Origin of the sequence: Kribbella sp. NPDC048915, assembly GCF_040649595.1 — a bacterium.
In the GTDB taxonomy this organism is placed as follows: Bacteria; Actinomycetota; Actinomycetes; order Propionibacteriales; family Kribbellaceae; genus Kribbella.
This window is the reverse complement of sequence record NZ_JBEZFT010000030.1, coordinates 35112-51851: the sequence shown is the minus strand read 5'-3', so window position 1 is coordinate 51851 and position 16740 is coordinate 35112. Positions and strand designations below refer to the sequence as shown.

Annotated in this window: 19 protein-coding genes; 11 read left to right on the top strand and 8 right to left on the bottom strand. The window is 68.7% G+C overall.

The features are described 5' to 3' along the window. Positions 1-219 precede the first annotated feature (219 nt). The 3 genes from AB0B82_RS17700 to AB0B82_RS17690 all read left to right on the top strand — a co-directional run bounded on the left by AB0B82_RS17700 (position 220) and on the right by AB0B82_RS17690 (position 1687). Positions 220-849, top strand: a complete 630-nt coding sequence (locus tag AB0B82_RS17700; RefSeq protein ID WP_360168901.1) for a TetR/AcrR family transcriptional regulator — start codon at positions 220-222, stop codon at positions 847-849. Between the two features lie 131 nt (positions 850-980). Beyond that, the gene (locus AB0B82_RS17695) at positions 981-1208 is read left to right on the top strand and encodes a DUF3107 domain-containing protein (protein WP_360168898.1); all 228 of its coding nucleotides are present in this window, start codon (positions 981-983) and stop codon (positions 1206-1208) included. 203 nt (positions 1209-1411) lie between these two features. Further along, positions 1412-1687 (top strand): GlsB/YeaQ/YmgE family stress response membrane protein, encoded by a 276-nt coding sequence (locus AB0B82_RS17690; protein WP_360168895.1) that lies wholly within the window; start codon positions 1412-1414, stop codon positions 1685-1687. Positions 1688-1774: 87 nt separating this feature from the next. Here the strand turns inward: AB0B82_RS17690 and AB0B82_RS17685 are convergent, their stop codons facing one another. Beyond that, positions 1775-2455 (bottom strand): ferritin-like fold-containing protein, encoded by a 681-nt coding sequence (locus AB0B82_RS17685; protein WP_360168892.1) that lies wholly within the window; start codon positions 2453-2455, stop codon positions 1775-1777. A 253-nt stretch (positions 2456-2708) separates the two neighbouring features. Here AB0B82_RS17685 and AB0B82_RS17680 point away from each other — a divergent pair, with 253 nt between their 5' ends. Then, positions 2709-5171, top strand: a complete 2463-nt coding sequence (locus AB0B82_RS17680) for a DEAD/DEAH box helicase (protein WP_360168889.1) — start codon at positions 2709-2711, stop codon at positions 5169-5171. Between the two features lie 1018 nt (positions 5172-6189). Beyond that, on the top strand, positions 6190-7104 hold the full coding sequence (locus AB0B82_RS17675) for a DUF4349 domain-containing protein (protein WP_360168886.1): 915 nt from the start codon (positions 6190-6192) through the stop codon (positions 7102-7104). On the opposite strand, the gene AB0B82_RS17670 is transcribed toward AB0B82_RS17675, so the two are convergent. Beyond that, complete coding sequence (locus tag AB0B82_RS17670) at positions 7098-7850, bottom strand: AAA family ATPase (RefSeq protein ID WP_360168883.1); 753 nt, start codon at positions 7848-7850, stop codon at positions 7098-7100. The genes AB0B82_RS17675 and AB0B82_RS17670 overlap by 7 nt on opposite strands. A gap of 83 nt (positions 7851-7933) precedes the next feature. On the opposite strand from AB0B82_RS17670, the gene AB0B82_RS17665 reads away from it, so the two are divergent. Then, positions 7934-8812, top strand: coding sequence for an alpha/beta hydrolase (locus AB0B82_RS17665; RefSeq protein WP_360168880.1), 879 nt, complete (start codon positions 7934-7936; stop codon positions 8810-8812). A gap of 12 nt (positions 8813-8824) precedes the next feature. On the opposite strand, the gene AB0B82_RS17660 is transcribed toward AB0B82_RS17665, so the two are convergent. Together AB0B82_RS17660 and AB0B82_RS17655 are read right to left on the bottom strand one after the other, a co-directional pair. Next, positions 8825-9898, bottom strand: a complete 1074-nt coding sequence (locus AB0B82_RS17660) for a hypothetical protein (RefSeq protein WP_360168877.1) — start codon at positions 9896-9898, stop codon at positions 8825-8827. Beyond that, positions 9895-10416 (bottom strand): sigma-70 family RNA polymerase sigma factor, encoded by a 522-nt coding sequence (locus AB0B82_RS17655; RefSeq protein WP_360168874.1) that lies wholly within the window; start codon positions 10414-10416, stop codon positions 9895-9897. Before AB0B82_RS17655 ends, AB0B82_RS17660 begins: the two co-directional genes overlap by 4 nt. A 296-nt stretch (positions 10417-10712) precedes the next feature. Between AB0B82_RS17655 and AB0B82_RS17650 the strand changes: the two genes are divergently transcribed. From AB0B82_RS17650 to AB0B82_RS17630, 5 genes are read left to right on the top strand one after another with little or no spacing between them, the layout of a single operon-like run. Next, positions 10713-11426: a hypothetical protein gene (locus AB0B82_RS17650; RefSeq protein WP_360168871.1), complete on the top strand. Its 714-nt coding sequence runs from the start codon at positions 10713-10715 to the stop codon at positions 11424-11426. Further along, complete coding sequence (locus AB0B82_RS17645) at positions 11423-11737, top strand: hypothetical protein (protein WP_360168869.1); 315 nt, start codon at positions 11423-11425, stop codon at positions 11735-11737. Before AB0B82_RS17650 ends, AB0B82_RS17645 begins: the two co-directional genes overlap by 4 nt. An 8-nt stretch (positions 11738-11745) precedes the next feature. After that, on the top strand, positions 11746-12060 hold the full coding sequence (locus AB0B82_RS17640) for a hypothetical protein (protein WP_360168866.1): 315 nt from the start codon (positions 11746-11748) through the stop codon (positions 12058-12060). A 52-nt stretch (positions 12061-12112) separates the two neighbouring features. Beyond that, a complete protein-coding gene (locus AB0B82_RS17635) occupies positions 12113-12382 on the top strand; it encodes a hypothetical protein (protein WP_360168863.1) in 270 nt (89 codons plus the stop codon). A gap of 14 nt (positions 12383-12396) precedes the next feature. Next, complete coding sequence (locus tag AB0B82_RS17630; protein ID WP_360168860.1) at positions 12397-12696, top strand: hypothetical protein; 300 nt, start codon at positions 12397-12399, stop codon at positions 12694-12696. Positions 12697-12976: 280 nt separating this feature from the next. On the opposite strand, the gene AB0B82_RS17625 is transcribed toward AB0B82_RS17630, so the two are convergent. The 4 genes from AB0B82_RS17625 to AB0B82_RS17610 form a co-directional block, all read right to left on the bottom strand. Further along, a complete protein-coding gene (locus AB0B82_RS17625) occupies positions 12977-13933 on the bottom strand; it encodes an ATP-binding cassette domain-containing protein (protein WP_360168857.1) in 957 nt (318 codons plus the stop codon). 1 nt (position 13934) lies between these two features. After that, positions 13935-14762, bottom strand: coding sequence for an ABC transporter permease (locus AB0B82_RS17620; RefSeq protein ID WP_360168854.1), 828 nt, complete (start codon positions 14760-14762; stop codon positions 13935-13937). Then, entirely contained in the window at positions 14755-15552 is a 798-nt protein-coding gene (locus AB0B82_RS17615) for an ABC-2 family transporter protein (RefSeq protein WP_360168851.1), read from the bottom strand. The genes AB0B82_RS17620 and AB0B82_RS17615 overlap by 8 nt, the downstream gene beginning before the upstream one ends. Positions 15553-15790: 238 nt before the next feature. Then, complete coding sequence (locus AB0B82_RS17610) at positions 15791-16720, bottom strand: alpha/beta hydrolase (protein ID WP_360168848.1); 930 nt, start codon at positions 16718-16720, stop codon at positions 15791-15793. Positions 16721-16740: the final 20 nt, after the last annotated feature.

The following is a 16740-nucleotide window of genomic DNA, read 5'->3' as shown; positions in this document are numbered from 1 at the left end:
TCGGTCGGCGGTTCGGTCGGCGGTTCGGTCGGCGGTTCGGTCGGCGGTTCGGTCGGCGGTTCGGTCGGCGGTTCGGTCGGCGGTTCGGTCGGCGGTTCGGTCGGCGGGGAAGCTACTGGCCGGAAGGACCGATGGGTAGGATTCGGGGAACGACCTGCCCGACGTGCCCGGCGCACCGGTGGCGGACGAAGCCGCTGGAGCACCACGAAGGAGCCCGACGTGTCGACGACACCGGAGACCGCACCCAAGCGGGGCAGCCGCCTGCCCCGGCTGGCTCGGCGCGCGCAACTGCTCGAGGCGGCACAGGAGGTCTTCGTCGCGAACGGGTACCACGCCGCCGCGATGGACGACATCGCCGATCGGGCCGGTGTCTCCAAGCCGGTCCTGTACCAGCACTTCCCCGGCAAGCTGGAGCTGTACCTGGCGCTGCTGGACACCTCCTGCGACGCCATCGTCGCCTCGGTGCAGGACGCGCTGAAGTCGACCGACGACAACAAGCTCCGGGTCGCGGCGACGATGCACGCCTTCTACGACTACGTGGCGAACGCGCAGGGCGCCTTCCGGCTGGTGTTCGAGTCGGACCTGACCAACGAGCCGGCCGTCCGCGAGCGCGTCGACCGGGTCACCCACGCCTGCGCCGAGGCCGTCTCCGAGGTGATCAGCGCCGACGCCGGCCTCAGCCGTGAGCAGTCGATGGTGCTGGCCGTCAGCCTCGTTGGCATGGCCCAGGTGAGCGCCCGGTACTGGCTCGGCGCGGGCGACCCGTCGTTCCCGCAGGAGCAGGCCGCCGACCTGGTCGCCTCGCTGGCCTGGCGCGGCATCCGCGGCTTCCCGCGGACGGACGGCTGACGCTCACGCCGTACGGCCCGTCGCCCGGGGTTCTGCTTTCGGCGGACGGGTGAGAGTCGGCCGGTCGCACCGGATAGGCTCGAAGAATCACCGGCGAGAGTCGCCGGTTCGGAACGTGCCCGGAGGGTTTCGTGGAGGTCAAGATCGGCGTGCAGCACGCCAATCGCGAGTTGGTTCTGGAGAGCGAGCAGACTCCGGATGAGGTCCAGGCACTGGTGGCGGAGGCGCTCAGCGGCAAGACCGGCCTGCTGCAGCTGATCGACGAGAAGGGCCGCCGGGTGCTGATTCCGGCCGACCGGCTCGCCTACGTCGAGATCGGCGAGGTCCAGGTCCGCAAGGTCGGCTTCGGCGCGATCTGAGCGTCCCACCGGCGCGATCTCAGCGTCCGACCGGCGCGATCCGGCGGACCGCCGTACATCGCGTTCCGGACACAGTCGCGCGTGTCCAGGTTGCACAGCGCCACCGAGAGGGCACGATGACGGTGATACCTGCGTCGTGATTGGTCTGGTCTGTCACGGGGCACCGGACCGACGCAGGTCACCATCCCTCACAAGGAGGAACCGTGTACTGGGTCTGGATGATCATCGTCAGCCTCATCGCGGGCATCATTTTCGGGCCGCTGGCCCGGCTGGTGCTCCCCGGCAAGCAGAACATCAGCCTCGGTTGGACCATCCTGGGCGGCGGCATCGGCGCCTTCCTCGGTGGTCTGATTGCCTACTTCCTCGGTGTCAAGGACACTTCCGGCCCGGACTGGATCCAGTACCTGATCCAGGTCATCTGCGCCGCGATCGTGATCGCGATCATCTCCGCCCGGAACAGCAAACCCAGAGCCGCCTGAACCTGGCACCACCAAACGGCCGCCACTCCCGGCCTTCCGGGAGAAAGGCGGCCGTTGCCCTGTCCGGGTCAGGCCGGGTCAGCCGGGTCAGGCCTGGAGACCGAGGGCGGTCATCCGGGCGGTGTGCGCCTCGGTCAGGCGGGTGAACATCCGGCCGATCGCGGCCAGGTCGAGGCCGGGGCGATCCACACTGCCGGCGAGCAGCGCGGCCAGTGAGTCACGGTCCGCGGCGATCCGCTGCGCCTGGCTGAGCGCCTCGCCGACCAGTCGGCGGCCCCACAGCGCCAGCCGGCCGCCCAGCTTCGGATCCTCGGCGATCGCGGCGCGTACCCGGTCGACCACGAATTCGGCCTGACCGGAATCGGCGAACACCTCGAGCACCAGCGCCCGGGTCTCCGCGTCCACGAACGACGCGATCTCCCGGTAGAAGTCGTTGGCCAGCCCGTCCCCGACGTACGCCTTGACCAGCCCCTCGAGCCAGTCCGACGGCGCGGTGTGGTCGTGGAACGCGTCCAGCGGCTCGACGAACGGCCGCATCGCTTCCATCGGGTCCACGCCCAGCTGGACGAGCCGATCCCGGAGCCGCTGGAAGTGCCCGAACTCGGTCGTCGCGAGCGCTGCCAGCTCCGCCTTGTCGTCCAGGGTCGGGGCCAGTTTGGCGTCCTCGGCCATCCGCTCGAACGCGGTCAGCTCGCCGTACGCCAGCACTCCCAGCAGGTCCACCGCCGCGGCCCGGTAGGCGGGGTCATCAAAGGCCGTCTGCTCCATGCCCGGAACCTTATCTGTCCGTGCCCGGGAGTGGCGCATGCCACACGAAGCGGCGTTGACAGCCGCTGCGGTTACACTGGTGGACGATTCGCCGGTGACGCGCCCACATGGGCAAGCTGGTGCGAGGTGCTTGCACAGTGTCCCCGCGCCTCACGATCGGGGCTTCACAGCCCCAGGCGCCCGGCCACCTGAGCATCTGTCCGCACCAAGCATGTGAGAGGCGATCAGCCTGACCACCTTCCGAGAGCTCGGCGTGCTGTCCGAGATCTGCGACGCGCTCGACCGCGTCGGCATCGTCGAACCCTTCCCGATTCAGGAAATGACCCTCCCGGTGGCCCTGATGGGCACCGATCTGATCGGGCAGGCCCGTACCGGCACCGGCAAGACGCTCGGCTTCGGCATCCCGCTGCTGCAGCGCACCATCTCCCCCGGCGAAGCCGACTACGAGGAGCTCGCCGCCCCGGGCAAGCCGCAGGCGCTGGTCGTCACCCCGACCCGCGAGCTGACCATCCAGGTCGCCCGCGACCTCGAGACCGCCTCCACCGTCCGCACCGTGCGCATCCTGACCGTGTACGGCGGTGTCGCCTACGAACCGCAACTCGACGCGCTGAAGAGCGGCGTCGACGTCGTCGTCGGTACGCCGGGACGCCTGCTCGACCTGGCGAACCGCGGCGTCCTCGACCTCGGCCACATCAAGGTCCTGGTGCTGGACGAGGCCGACGAGATGCTCGACCTGGGCTTCCTGCCCGACGTCGAGCGGATCCTGCGCAAGACCCCCGAGCTGCGCCAGACCATGTTGTTCTCGGCAACCATGCCGTCGGCCGTGATCGCGCTGGCCCGCACCCACATGCGGCACCCGCTGAACATCCGGGCCGAGTCGCACGAGGACACCCAGATGGTGCCGACCACGGCACAGTTCGTCTACCGGGCACACGATCTGGACAAGCCCGAGGTGGTGGCCCGCATCCTGCAGGCCGAGGACCGCGGCCGGGTGATGATCTTCTGCCGGACCAAGCGCGAGGCGTCCCGGCTCACCGACGACCTGCAGGACCGCGGGTTCAAGGCGGCCGCGATCCACGGTGACCTGAATCAGCAGGCGCGTGAGCGGGCGCTGACCCGGTTCCGTGGTGACAAGATCGACGTCCTGGTGTGCACCGACGTCGCCGCCCGCGGCATCGATGTCGAGGGTGTCACCCACGTCATCAACAACACCTGCCCCGAGGACGAGAAGACCTACATCCACCGGATCGGCCGGACCGGGCGCGCGGGGGCGAGCGGTATCGCCGTCACGTTCGTCGACTGGCCGGACGTGACCCGGTGGAAGGTCATCAACAAGGCCCTCGACCTGCCGTACGACGAGCCGCAGGAGATCTACTCCACCTCACCGGAGCTGTACCACGACCTCGGCATCCCGTCCGACGCGAAGGGTCGGATCCGCCCGGCGCGCGCGCCGGAGGACGTCCGCGAGGCACGCGAGAGCCGCCCGCGCGGCCGTCGCGACGAAGGCCGCGCCGACGGCGAGCGCCCCGGACGCCGGCGCAACCGCACCCGCAAGCGCACCCGCGCCGGTCAGCCGCTCGAGGACCGCGCCGACGTCACCACGAAGACCGACGTACCGCCGTCGACCGAGGCTGTTGCTTCCGGCCCGGCGTCCGGTGCAGCGTCCGGTGCAGCGTCCGGTGCAGCGTCCGGTGGCGCGACTGTCACCGAGGACGCGCCGCGCAAGGCCCGCAAGCGGACCCGGACCCGGAAGTCCGGCGAAGCCCGGGCCACCGAGGCGAGCCCGGAGGTTTCGGCGCCGACTGCCGACACGGCTGCTGACACTGTGGTTGAGGCAGTGACTGAGGCAGTGGCTGAGGGAGTGGCTGAGGGAGTGGCTGAGGGAGTGACCGAGGTGGCTGCCGCACCGGTCGTGGAAGCGCCGGCGGAGAAGCCGACCAAGCGCACCCGCACCCGGAAGACCGCGGCTGCCAAGGCGAGCGCCCCCGAGGCTGACACTGCCAAGGCGGACGGTGCTAAGGGTGACGCTGCTAAGGCTGGCGCTGCTGGGGCCGGCGCTCCTGAGGTCGAGGCAACAGTCGACGCGTCGACGACGGCCGAGGACAAGCCGGCCAAGCGGACACGGACCCGCAAGACCGCCGCGAAGGCCACGGCTCCGGAGGCCGCCACGGCAACCTCCGAGGCACCCGAGGCCACTGCGACGGTGGCAGCAGATGCCCCGGCCGCCGAGGCGAAGCCAGCCAAGCGGACGCGGACTCGCAAGGCCGCTGCTCCCGAGGCCGAGGTGCCGTCGGCAACCGCCGACGCACCGACCACCGCCGAGGACAAGCCCGCCAAGCGCACCCGGACCCGCAAGACCGCTGCCAAGGCAACAGCCGCCGCGGCGCCCGAGGCGACTGCGACGGTGGCAACAGATGCCCCGGCCGCCGAGGCCACTGCGACGCTGGCAACAGATGCCCCGGCCGCCGAGGCGAAGCCGGCCAAGCGGACCCGCACTCGGAAGGCTGCCGAGCCGGCCGCCGACGACGCTCCTGCCGAGAAGCCGGTGAAGCGGACGCGCAGCCGGAAGGCTGCCGAGCCGGCCGCGGATGCGTCCGCAGCGGATGCGTCGGCCGAGCAGGCTGACAAGCCGGCGAAGAAGCCGGTCAAGCGGGCGCGGAAGGCGGCGGCGAGCAGTGCGCCGGCGACCACGCCGATCTTCAGCGCCCCGGAGTAACCGGCTCTTGCGATTGATCCGTGGGTGGGGTCTTGAGTGACCGAGCCGGCGCCCGCGCCGTGCCACCGCGCTGTCCGACCGCGCGCGTCCCCGCGACCGAGGCCCCTTGAGCCCCGGCCGGGGACTGCGAACCCATCCGGAACCGCGCACCCCATCCTGGGACCTCGCACACCCACCCGCGACCTCGCACACCCACCCGCGACCTCGCACACCCAGCCGCGACCTCGCACACCCAGCCGCGACCTCGCACACCCAGCCGGGACCTTGCACACCCAGCCGGGACCTTGCACGAGCAATAACCAGTCCACACCCACCACAACCTGTGCAAGCTTCCGTCTTCGGCCAGTACGACGCCCGGCGCAGCCGAGCTCGTGCCCCCTGGATCAGCCGGCCGTGATTTGGTCGGCGGTGGCTGGTCGGCGGTGATGTGGTCCGCGGTGATCTGGTCCGCGGTGATCTGGTCGGCGATGTTCGGCACGCGGTGATGGTGCGGCATGGTGCCGCGTGACGGCGTGGCGTGGAGGCATGGCGTGGAGGCGTCGCGTGGTGTGGCGTGGAGGCGGCGCGTGGTGTGGCGTGGAGGCGGCGCGTGGTGTGGCGTGGAGGCGGCGCGTGGTGTGGCGTGGAGGCGGCGCGTGGTGTGGCGTGGTGGCGCGGTGTGGTCGTAGGAGTTCGCGGGTTTCCCGCCCCACGGTGGGTTCACCCACGGTGTTGTGGGTTCCGCACCCTTCACACGGGTCAGGAACCCACAACACGATGGGTAAACCCACCGCGCGGGAACGCGCGCGGTCGTACAGCGCGGCCGTACAGCCGGCCGTACAGCGCGGCCGTACAGCGCGGGCGCCGACTCGGGCACCCGGATCCAACTACGGATCGGCCACACGAGCCGAGTAACTGTTTCCGAATGGTGATCTGAGGCCGCAACGCCCAGCCCCCTGTGGCCCGTCCAAGGACGTATCCACGAGAGAGGGGCTGGGTGATGAGGCGGATCAGAGCGGTAACAGCCGTGGCGGTTGCGGTGGGGGTCGTGGCCCTGGCGGGTTGTAGTGCCGATGGCAACGAAAGCGCATCCCGCGACGGCGGCTCGGCGCAGTCCTCCGGCGAGGCGGCGGGCGTCGCGAAACCACAACAACCAGGCGCCGCCAAGTCGGACTCCGCAAGCAGTGCGGGCGGTTCCGGCGGAGACAGCAAGGAGCAGCCGACGGTCGCTCGCGCGATCGTCAAGACGGGTTCGCTGACCGTCGAAGGCGAGAACGTCTCCGACCTGCGGCAAAAGGCGGTCAGCACGGTCACCGGTCTCGGCGGTCAGGTGGCGGCCGAGGACACCGTCAGCGACGCTGACGGCACCATCGACCGCTCGAACCTGACACTCAAGGTGCCGACGAAGTCGTTCGAGACCGCGATCCAGCGACTGTCGGAGCTCGGCAAACGCCTGCAGATCCACCAGGAATCGACCGACGTCACCGAACAGGTTGTCGATGTCGGCAGCCGGATCCAGTCCCAGCGCGCCAGCCTGGAGCGGACCCGCGCGCTGATGACCAAGGCGAACACGATCGCCGAGATCGTCTCGGTCGAGAGCGAACTCACCCGCCGCGAGTCCGACCTGGAATCGCTGCTCGCGAAGCAGAAGAACCTCTCGCTCCAAACCGAGCTCGCGACGCTCAACCTGACGATCACCCAGAAGGGCAAGCCCGCACCGCCCGCCGACGAACCGGACAAGGGATTCGTCGCCGGCCTGAAGAACGGCTGGAACGCGTTCACCGCGACCTTCACCGTGATTGCGACCGTGGCCGGCGCGCTGCTGCCGTTCCTGATCCTGCTCGGCATCATCGCCGTACCGCTGTGGATCTTCCGCGGCAAACTGCGCCGGCAGCCGGCGATCGCGACCACCGGTCCGACCGGACCGCCAGCTCCGCCGAACAGCGGTCAGTGAAGCAACGCGCCGGCCAGCGCCCGGTACGCCTTGGCGCCGGGCGAGGCCGGCGCCGTGCTGAGCACGGTCGCACCGATCGCGGGCGCTTCGGCGAACCGGATCGACTTCGGGATCGGCGGCTGCAGTACGTCGAGCGAGTACGTGTCCGCGATCGTCTCCAGCACGGTACGGGCGTGCGTCGTCCGGCCGTCGTACAAGGTCGGGAGCACACCGAGCACCTGCAGACTCGGGTTCGTGAGCCGTTGGACGTCGTCGACCGTGTCAAGTAGTTGCCCTACGCCACGATGCGCCAACGTCTCACACTGCAAGGGAATCAGCAGCTCCGAGGCGGCGGTCAGTCCGTTGACCGTGAGCAGTCCGAGCGTCGGCGGGCAGTCGATGACGATCCAGTCGTACGACGTTCGCAGCGGGCGCAATGCGGTCCGCAGTACCTGCTCCGGACCGCTGTCCCGCGCCAGTTGTACGTCGGCGCTCGCCAGCGCGATCGTCGCGGGGAGGAGATCGGGCGCGTCGTCGAACTCGATCACCACGTCGCGGGAACGCACTCCGCCGAGCAGGACGTGGTGGATCGACTTGTCCAGGTCCTCGGGGTCGATGCCGACCGAGAACGTCAGGCAGGCCTGCGGATCGAGGTCGACCAGCAGCACCCGCTGGCCGAGCTCGACCAAGGCTGCGCCGAGGGTGGCGACAGTGGTCGTCTTGGCCACGCCGCCCTTCTGATTGGCGACCGCGAGAGTGCGAGGCACCCGGCCATTGTGCCGCACCGAGGAAGCCGCCCTGACCACGGCGGACGTGGCTCGGCCGAGGTGAGCCGTTACGCTGTCTACTTGTGAGTACGCCGCGTACGCTGACGCTGCCCGACGGGGTGCACCCCGATACGCTCGAGACCGAGCGTGGCTCGTTCGCCACGCTCACCGCCGTACCGGACATCGGTACGCCGCTCGGCACGGTGCTGCTCGTTCCGGGGTGGACCGGCAGCAAGGAGGATTTCACTCCGCTCGTCGACCACCTGTGCCGGTACGGCTGGCGTACCGTGGCCGTCGACCTGCGTGGTCAGTACGAGACGCCGGGGCCGGACGACGCATCGGCGTACACGCTGGCCGAGCTGGGCGCGGACGTGGTCGCGATCAGTAAGGCCCTCGGCGGGTACAGCCAGCTGGTCGGGCACTCGTTCGGCGGGCTGGTGGCGCGCGAGGCCGTACTGATCGACCCGTCGGTGTTCTCGACGATCACACTGCTCTGCTCGGGGCCGGGCGCATTCACAGACGAGGAGACGCTGCAGAGCCTGCAGATGCTCGCGTTCGGGCTGGAGAACCTGCCGATCGAGCAGGTTTACGAGCTGAAACTCCAGCACGACCGTCAGGCCCCGGGGTACGTACTGCCGCCGGACGACATTGTGGAGTTCCTGCGGAAGCGGTTCACGGGCAACGTGCCGACCAGCCTCGCCCAGATCACCCGCCGGCTGACCGACGCCGAGGACAAGACCGACCAGCTCGCCAAGACCGGCGTGCGCACCCAGGTGCTGTACGGCGAGACGGACGACGGCTGGCCGATCCCGGTCCAGCAGGAGATGGCCGGACGCCTCGGGGTCGAGGCGACGGTCATCCCCGGCGCCGGTCATTCACCGGCCATCGAGCAGCCGGCCGCGACCGCCCGCCTGCTCGTCGACTTCTTCCACGACTACCCGAACCTGACGACGACCAGCTGACCTGTCTGACGTCTAGCTGACCGGCCTGACTGCGGGCTCGACCCTCAGCAGGTCGAGGCCGATCGGGGTCAGCGCTTCCTTCACCTGCGGCGTGTACGCCACGAGGCCGACGTACGGCGTACCGGCGGAGATCCCGGGACCGCCGCCCAGATAGATGCCAAGCGACTTGTTCTGGCTCATCAGGTTGCCGATCGCGGCTGTGATCCGCTCCTCGTCCGACCTGCTGACCGCGACCGGAACCAGGCAGTAGTTGCCCTGGTACACCTTTTCGAACGCCGTCCGGAACGCGGTCCGGTCGCCGCGAGCGATACCGATCAGGATCACGACCGGCGCGTTGCGACCGGTGCCGTTCGGGTAGCGGAAGATCGGGCCGCGGACCTGATCCGCGTGCGCGTCGAGGAACTTGGTCACCACGGGCGAGGTGATGTTGCTCGGCTTGGGCTTCCAGCCGCCCGGTGGGACAGGGCACTGCAACTCGGGCTGATCGAAGTCGGTGACCGGTTTCGGCGCCGACTGCTGCTGCACGTCGATCGCGCCGCCGCGCCAGATCCCGGTGACAGCGGCCCGGCCGGTGCGGACGCCCTTGATCGTGGTCAGCCCCGTGATCCGGTCGACGTCCAGACCGTCGAGCCGGACCGCAAAGTTCGCGTCACAGCTCGGCGCCGGCTCCTTGCCCGGCGGGTAGCCGATGGCGTTCCTCGGCACCGGCGCGCAGAACACGGGCGGTTTCCCCGGGGCGGCAATGATCTCGCCACTCACCTCGACCTTGTCGCCCGGCTTCAGCAACCACTTGTCGTTGCTCTGAGCAAACGTTTTGGGTGCGCCGGCCGTGGCTGTGCCTGTAGTGGCGGGTCCGGTCGCGGGTGCTGCGTCGGGAGCGGGCTTGGGGTCCGGGAGGACGGTGAGGAGGCCGGCTCCGATCACCGCGACGCTGGCGGCCGCCAGAGCGGGGACCCAGCGGCGGCGGGGTTTGCGGCCGCCGCTCAGGATGTACTCCAGATCGGGCTCCGGCGGCGCCGCTTGATCGGCCCGCCACCGCGCGCCGGCACGGGTCAACAGGTCGTCGACTTCGTCGGTTTGCTTCATTCGGTCACCTCCAGGAGGATGCGGAGCCGATTGCGTGCGTCGGAGAGCGTGGACTTGACGGTGCCCTCGGAGCAGCCCATGACTGCCGCGGTGTCCGCTACCGACAGGTCCGCGAAGTAGAAACAGTCGACCGCGAGCCGCTGCCGCTCCGACAGCGACATGATCGCCTGGTCGACATCCATCCGCGCGTCCAGATCGGGCCGCGACACTGGCGTGACCGCTTCGTCGACCAGCGCCAAGGACGCTCCGCCGGCGCGCATCCGCCGTACCGCCTTCCGCGCCTGATCCGCGGTGATCGCGAGCAGCCAGGCCGAGGCAGTACCGCGCGTCGCGTCGTACTGCGACCGCTTGGCCCACGCCCGCGCCAGCGCCTCCTGCACCACGTCGTCCCGATCCGCCCCCACTGCCAACCGCCCCGCCAACCGAGCCATCGCCGGCAGATGCGGCCGCACCCACTCCACGAACCCCGCCCCGTCCCCCGGCAGCCCCACCACCGCTGCCACGGGCTCCCCTGTCATCGTCGGCATACCTTCTCTACCCCCGATCAGCCCGTCCGGTTGGCTCCCCACCCGCATTTCAACGAACCCGCCACCCCAACGTCACCATCCCATCCCATTCCGTAACCCACCCGACTTATCCACAGATCCCCGAAACCACCCCACAGCCCCTCCCAACTTCCCTACGGTCGAAGTACAGACCAACCGACCAGGGGGATCAGATGCCACCCTCCCCGGGCCACCTACCAGACCTCGCGGCCCTCCATCGAACGTTCGAGACGACCTACCCGCTCAACTGGAGTGATACCTACCTGTCCGTGCCTGAGATCAGTCAGCAGTACGGCGAGGCCGCTGCCCGGCGGAGCCTGGAACTGCTGGAGCAGGCGTCGGCGGCGGAAGCGGCTGTCACCGGCCAGTTTCTCGACTCGCTGCCGCCAGGCACCAGGGCGTACCAACTTGAGCATCGGGTGAAGTCGCCGGAGTCCCTGGCTCGAAAGCTGGTCGACTGGCAGGACACCAACGACCGCTTCCCGATCGACGACATCTTGCGGTACACGGTGCTGACCGACACCTCCGACGACCTCGTCGCCACGACCCGCCGTACCGCGGATTCGTTGTGTGAGCGCGGCTGGCAGGTCCGGCATGCGATGCACTCGTACTCCGACGGATCGCGGTACAAGGGCATCCACGCGCACTTCGTCGTCTCGGGCGCCCCGCGCATCGAGGTTCAGATCCATTCGGTGGCGTCTGCGCAGGTCAAGGACCTGACCACACCGTGGTACCGGATCGAACGCAGCGCCGACGCCACACCGGACGAACGCGGGGCGGCACGGCAACGGTGCGTGGAGGCATCAGCGACGCTCAGGACACCCCAGGGGATCGACGAACTGACGACGTTGGGTGGCAAGCGCGTCGCCGTCACGAACTACAGTGACTCTCGCAAAATGGTCGAAGAGCGTGCACAACGGAACGCAGCACAGGCGTCGCCACACATCACATCACTCGAGAAGAACGGCGGGATCGCGCGATGAAGCTGTATCTGGTGAAGGATGAAGAGGGTCAGCCTCTTTGGGTGGCCGCACTGGCGCACGAGACGATGTACGCGTACGTGGCGAACACCGGGAAGTTTCACGACAACAATGCCCTGCGCAACGACTACTACATGGTCCGCCGCTTCACGTACGAGCCCATCGGACCGGCCGACGCACGACGGTGGATCTCCGAAGGCCTCGGCACCCTGAACGACGACGACAACCCCGCCGCCCTCGACAAATGGCGCTCCGATCCCAATCCCCTCAACCCGGCCGACGTACTCTCCATGGCCGCCGGCTCGAACGGGTAGGCCGACGGATGACGCGGTTGTTTCTGGTGAGTCAGGGTGAGCGGCGGATCTGGGTGGCGGCGTTGGTGGACGAGGATGTGTGGACGTACGTCGCCAACACCGGGAAGTTCCATCGCAACGAGGGGGTGCGCGAGGACTACTTCTCCACCAACGACGCGACGTACACCGATATCGGGATCGCCGAGGCGAAGCGTCTGATCGCCGACGGCGTCGGCCAGATCGACCCCGAGAAGAATCCGGACGCCCTGCGCGACTGGCAGGCTGACGGCAAGGCGATGGACCCCGAGATCGTCTTCGCCTCCATGGCCGCAGACCTCGCCTGAGGCCACGATGACACGGTTGTTCTTGGTCAAGGACGGGGACAGGCAGTTGTGGGTGGCTACATTGATCGAGGAGGACATCTGGACGTACGTCGGGAACACCGGGAAGTTCCACTACAACGACGGCGCCCGGCACGACTACTACTTCCGCAATGAGCTCCAGTACGACGAGATTGGCATCGCCGAGGCGCAGCGGCTGATCCATGCCGGCGTCGGAACTGTTGACGAGGAAGAGTTCCCCGACTCCGTACGCCGCTGGCGTGAGGACGACAAGGGCATGGCCCCGGAGATCGTCTTCGCTTCCCTCGCCGCGGATCGCTCATGATGAGGTTGTATCTGGTGAAGGATGAAGCGGGTCGGCCTCTGTGGGTGGCAGCGCTCGCGCACGAGACGGTGTACTCCTACGTTGCCAACACGGGGAACTTTCACGACAACAATGCCCTGCGCAACGACTACTACATGGTCCGCCGTTTCACGTACGAACCCATCGGCCCGGCCGACGCACGACGATGGATCTCGGAAGGTCTCGGCACCCTGAACGACGACGACAGCCCCTCCGCGCTCGCCAGGTGGCGCTCCGACCCCAACTCCCTCATCCCGGCCGACGTACTCTCCATGGCCGCCGGTTCCAACGAGTAGGCCGACCGGTGTCGCGGGGGCAGCTCTGGTGTCGGCGAAACATGGAGGGGTTCTGGTGGATATCGAGGGAAAAGCCCTCCACTGTCGCTCGGAAACTCTCCAGGAGAGCTTTCCGCGCCACGCCACGCGACCTCGGGCCGCACCTCCGTACCTCGCGCCGCACCGCACCACCTCGGGCCCGCACCCCACCACCTCGGGCCCGCGCCACACCACCCCGCGCCGCACCACCTGACTCGGGCCGCGGGCGACGAGGTTGGCGCTGGTGGGCTGTGCTGAGCGGTCAGTGCACGGGATTGTGGGTGTAGAGCTGGGTGATGACGGATTCGATGGTGGGTTCGGAGACGGAGAGGTCCACCAGGGGGTAGTTGGCGGCGATTTGGGCGAGTAACGGCGCCGCGCTGGTGGTGGTGGGGAAGGTGAGGTGCTGGCGGGGGCCGTTGACCTTCACCACGGTGGCGCCGGGGACCTCGATCGGCGGGAGGGTGGCGGCGAGGTCCACGACCAGGGTTCGGGGCGCGGATTGGCTGGATTTGAGGCGTTCGAGGGTGCCGTCGAAGATTTGGTGGCCGTGGTCGATGACCATGACGCGGGTGCAGAGGGCTTCGATGTCGTCGAGGTCGTGGGTGGTAAGGATGATCGTGGTACGGCGTTCCGCGTTGATCTGGGCGAGGAACTCGCGCAGTCGCGCCTTGCTGATCACGTCGAGGCCGATGGTCGGCTCGTCGAGGTAGACGATCTCGGGGTCGTGCAACAGCGCCGCGGCGATGTCGCCGCGCATCCGCTGGCCGAGCGACAGTTGCCGCACCGGTACGTCGAGCAGGTCGCCCAGGTCGAGCAGTTCGACGAAGGTGGCCAGGTTCTCACGGTGCCGGGCGAGCGGTACGCCGTACATTTTCTGCAGGACAGCGAACGAGTCCTTCAACGGCAGGTCCCACCACAGCGTCGTACGCTGCCCGAAGACCACGCCGATCCGGCGCGCCAGTTTCAGCCGATGCCGGGACGGGTCGACGCCCGCGACGCGGATCGAGCCGCCGGACGGCACCAGGATCCCGGTCAGCATCTTGATCGTGGTGGATTTGCCGGCACCGTTCGGCCCGATGTACCCCATCACCTCCCCCGGCTCGACGCTGAACGTCATCCCGTCCACCGCCCGCACTTCCCGCTTGGTACGGCGTAACCCCGATCGCGACCATACGGTGAAGGCGCGCGACACGTCCTGCAATTCGATGACAGCCATTTCAGCTCCCTGTACTGCGATAACGACGAAGGCCGGCCCGCCACGCGAGCGACGCCAGCCCGACCATCACCACCGCGACCAGCGGTGACAGCAACCCGATCCAGGACGGCAACCCCAACGGCGCGGGCTTTCCGAGCACGAACAGCACCGGGTAATAGTTGACGAAAGCAAGCGGTACGACGAAGGTGACGGCGCGGACGATCTGCTTGCCGAAGACCGTCAACGGGTACTGCGTCATCGTCTGGCCGCCGTACGTGAACGAGTTCGCCAGTTCGGCGGAGTCGACCGCGATGAACTGGAACGCCGCGCCGAGCACGAAGATCGCCGCGAAGATGACCGACCCGGCGATCATCGACACCACGAGCATGATGCCGCGGGCAACGGTCCAGTCGACGTCGAGCCGGCCGAGCGCGAACACCAGCACGATCGATGCCTGCAGCGGCCGCCCGATCCGGCGCAGCGCGAACCCGTCCGCCGCGGCTTGCACGAACGCGGGTACCGGCCGGATCAGATACGCGTCGAACACCCCGGTCCGGACCCGCTCACCGACCCGCTCGATCGACCCGGTGAACAGATCGGCGATGCCCAGCGTCATCGAAGCCGTTGCGTACAGCAACGCCATCTCCGCGAGCGAGAACCCGCCGAACGACGAGATATGGCTGAACATCAGCACCACCGCGACGAAGTCCATCACGGTCACGAGCATCGAGCCGCACACCATCAGCGCGAACGACGCCGGGTACGCCATCGACGACCGCACCCACATCATGATCAGCATCCAGTACTGCGCCGGCGCCCGGAGCACCCGTTCCACCCGGAAATCAGCCACCCTGGATCACCACCTTCCGCGTCGCGACCGACGTGACCAGTTGACCGGCGAGCAGCAGCACCACGACCCAGCCCAGCTGAAACATCAGCGCCGACGCGATCCCGCCGGGATTCCGGCCGAGCCAGATGTCGATCGGTACCTGCATCGTCGCGGCCCACGGCGTCGCGCGGGCGAACTCGCCGATCCAGCCCGGGAACACCACCAGCGGCAGGATCGTCCCGGAGAAGAAGCACGACAGCACCAGCGCGATCTGCTCGGTGCCGCGGGTGTCCGTGATCCAGAACCCGGACAGCGCAACCAGATACCGGATCCCGAAGCTCACCACGATCGCCAGCACGAGACCGCACGCGACGGCGACCCAGACCAGCGGATCCGATGGGAACCTGAGGTCGAACACCAGCGCCCCGACCAGCAACGGCGCCCCGCCGCGCACCAGCAGCTGGAACATCGCGCGCCCGAGATCCATCGAGAGCCACCAGAGCAGCAGTCGCGTCGGCCGGTAGAGGTCGACCGCGATCTCACCGCTGCGGACCCGCGCCCCGAGCTCGATCGTCGTGGTCGCGCCGAAGATCCCGATCGGCATCAGCAGCCCCTGCTGCAGCCACACGAACGTGAGCGCATCCTCGACGTCGTACCCGCCGAGGCCCGGGCGTTCATGCCACAGCGTCAGGTAGATGCCGCAGAGAATGAACCCGAAGACCGTGTTGGTGAACGCGCCGGACGCGGTGGCGATGCGGTACGTCGAGAAACGCCGGAAGGACCGTACGGCGATCGCCCAGTACACGCCCACTGCACCCTCCTGTCAGAATTCCAGGTGGTGTCCGAGAGCACAGCGGCACGCAGAACCGCCCCGAATCCTGAAAGACCCGGGGGTTCGGACACCACTGTGACGGCATGGCCGGACCACGCCGATTGTCAAAGGCAGAAGACGGACGGTACGCCGGTGCGCGGCGAGACGTCAACAGAAATAACCGGTCCGGGCGCGGGACCCCTCAGACCCGCGCCCGGACCGGTGCCGGGGAAGCGCCCTACAGCGTGTCGGTTTTCAGCAGGTGCGCGAGATGCGTCGCGAACGCCGCCGGATGGCTCGCGTACCCACCGTGCCCGCCCGGGAACATCACCACCGGCCAGCCGATGTGCTCGGCGATGACCTCGACCGGCCGGCCGGGCAGGTGTCCGTACGACTCCAGTCCGGCCGCCGGTACGACCCGATCGCTGAAGCGCTTCAATGCGTCGAGATCCGGCACGTAGCGGGTGTACGGCAACAGCTTGTACTCGTAGAAGACGGCCGCGTTCGCCTGCATCCGCTCCGCGAGCTCGCGGTACTCGGGCAGCAGGTCCTCCATCGGCGGCATCGCCTCGTCGTCCAGGCCGGTGCCCATCGTGTACACCACGTCGGCCGCGGTCAGCCCGTCGGTGCGGTACGTCTCGTACACGTCGGCGAAGAACGCGCGGACGTCCTCCGCGTCCGGCAGCACCTCGGTGCACGGCGGCTCGTGCGCCACCAGCATCCGCACCCGGTCCGGATGCCGCCTGATCAGCTCGAGCCCGGTGATCGCCCCCGTACCGGTCCCGAAAACGTACGCCGGCTCCACCTCGGCGGCCACCACCTCGGAACCAAGCGCATCGGCCCCGGTCACAGCGTCGGGCCGAGTCACAGCGTCGGGCCCGGTCACAGCGTCGAGCCGAGTCGCCGCGTCGAGCACGGCCAGCGCGTCGGCGGCCGCCTGCGCGACCGCGTCGTCGGTGGCGTCACCGTCGTACCGGCTACGCGAGTTGCCGCGCGGGTCGTACGTCGCCACCGTGTACTCCGCGGCCAGCTGACCGACCATCCCGGAGAACACCCCGGCGTCGGCCGCCCCGCCCGCGATGAGCAACAGCACCGGCCCCGCCCCGGCCACCTCGTAGTGCAACGTCGCCCCTGGCACCACGAGCTTGTTCACAGTCTTCGCACCCATCAAGCGAACCCCTTTCGTTC